The organism is Halomonas sp. ND22Bw (assembly GCF_003011945.1).
Taxonomy (GTDB): Bacteria; Pseudomonadota; Gammaproteobacteria; order Pseudomonadales; family Halomonadaceae; genus Halomonas; species Halomonas halophila.
The window spans coordinates 1-262 of record NZ_PXWD01001122.1 but is presented as its reverse complement, the minus strand read 5'-3'; the positions used below and the strand labels follow the sequence as shown (position 1 = coordinate 262).

The following is a 262-nucleotide window of genomic DNA, read 5'->3' as shown; positions in this document are numbered from 1 at the left end:
TGAAGAACTTGACCGTGCCGGTCGCCTTCTCACCGGTCAGCTGACGCTGTGGGGCACCACCGGCACCGCCGGCGCGCGGACCACGATCGCCGCCGCCGAAGCCGCCGTCGCGGGGCGCGCGTTCCTGCACCGCCATCGGCTCGCCGTCAATCTTGAGATCGGTGGCCGAGATGCGGCCGCCGCGATCGACCAAGGTGAAGCCGAGCGGCTGCCCCTCGGCCAGGCCGGTCAGGCCGGCCTGCTCCACGGCGGAAATGTGGAC

The 262-nt window shown here is 72.1% G+C and carries 1 pseudogene; it reads right to left on the bottom strand.

Going from position 1 to position 262, the window contains the following annotated elements:
* Positions 1-262 (bottom strand): annotated as a pseudogene (locus CVH10_RS21665) (cold-shock protein); the annotation flags it as partial.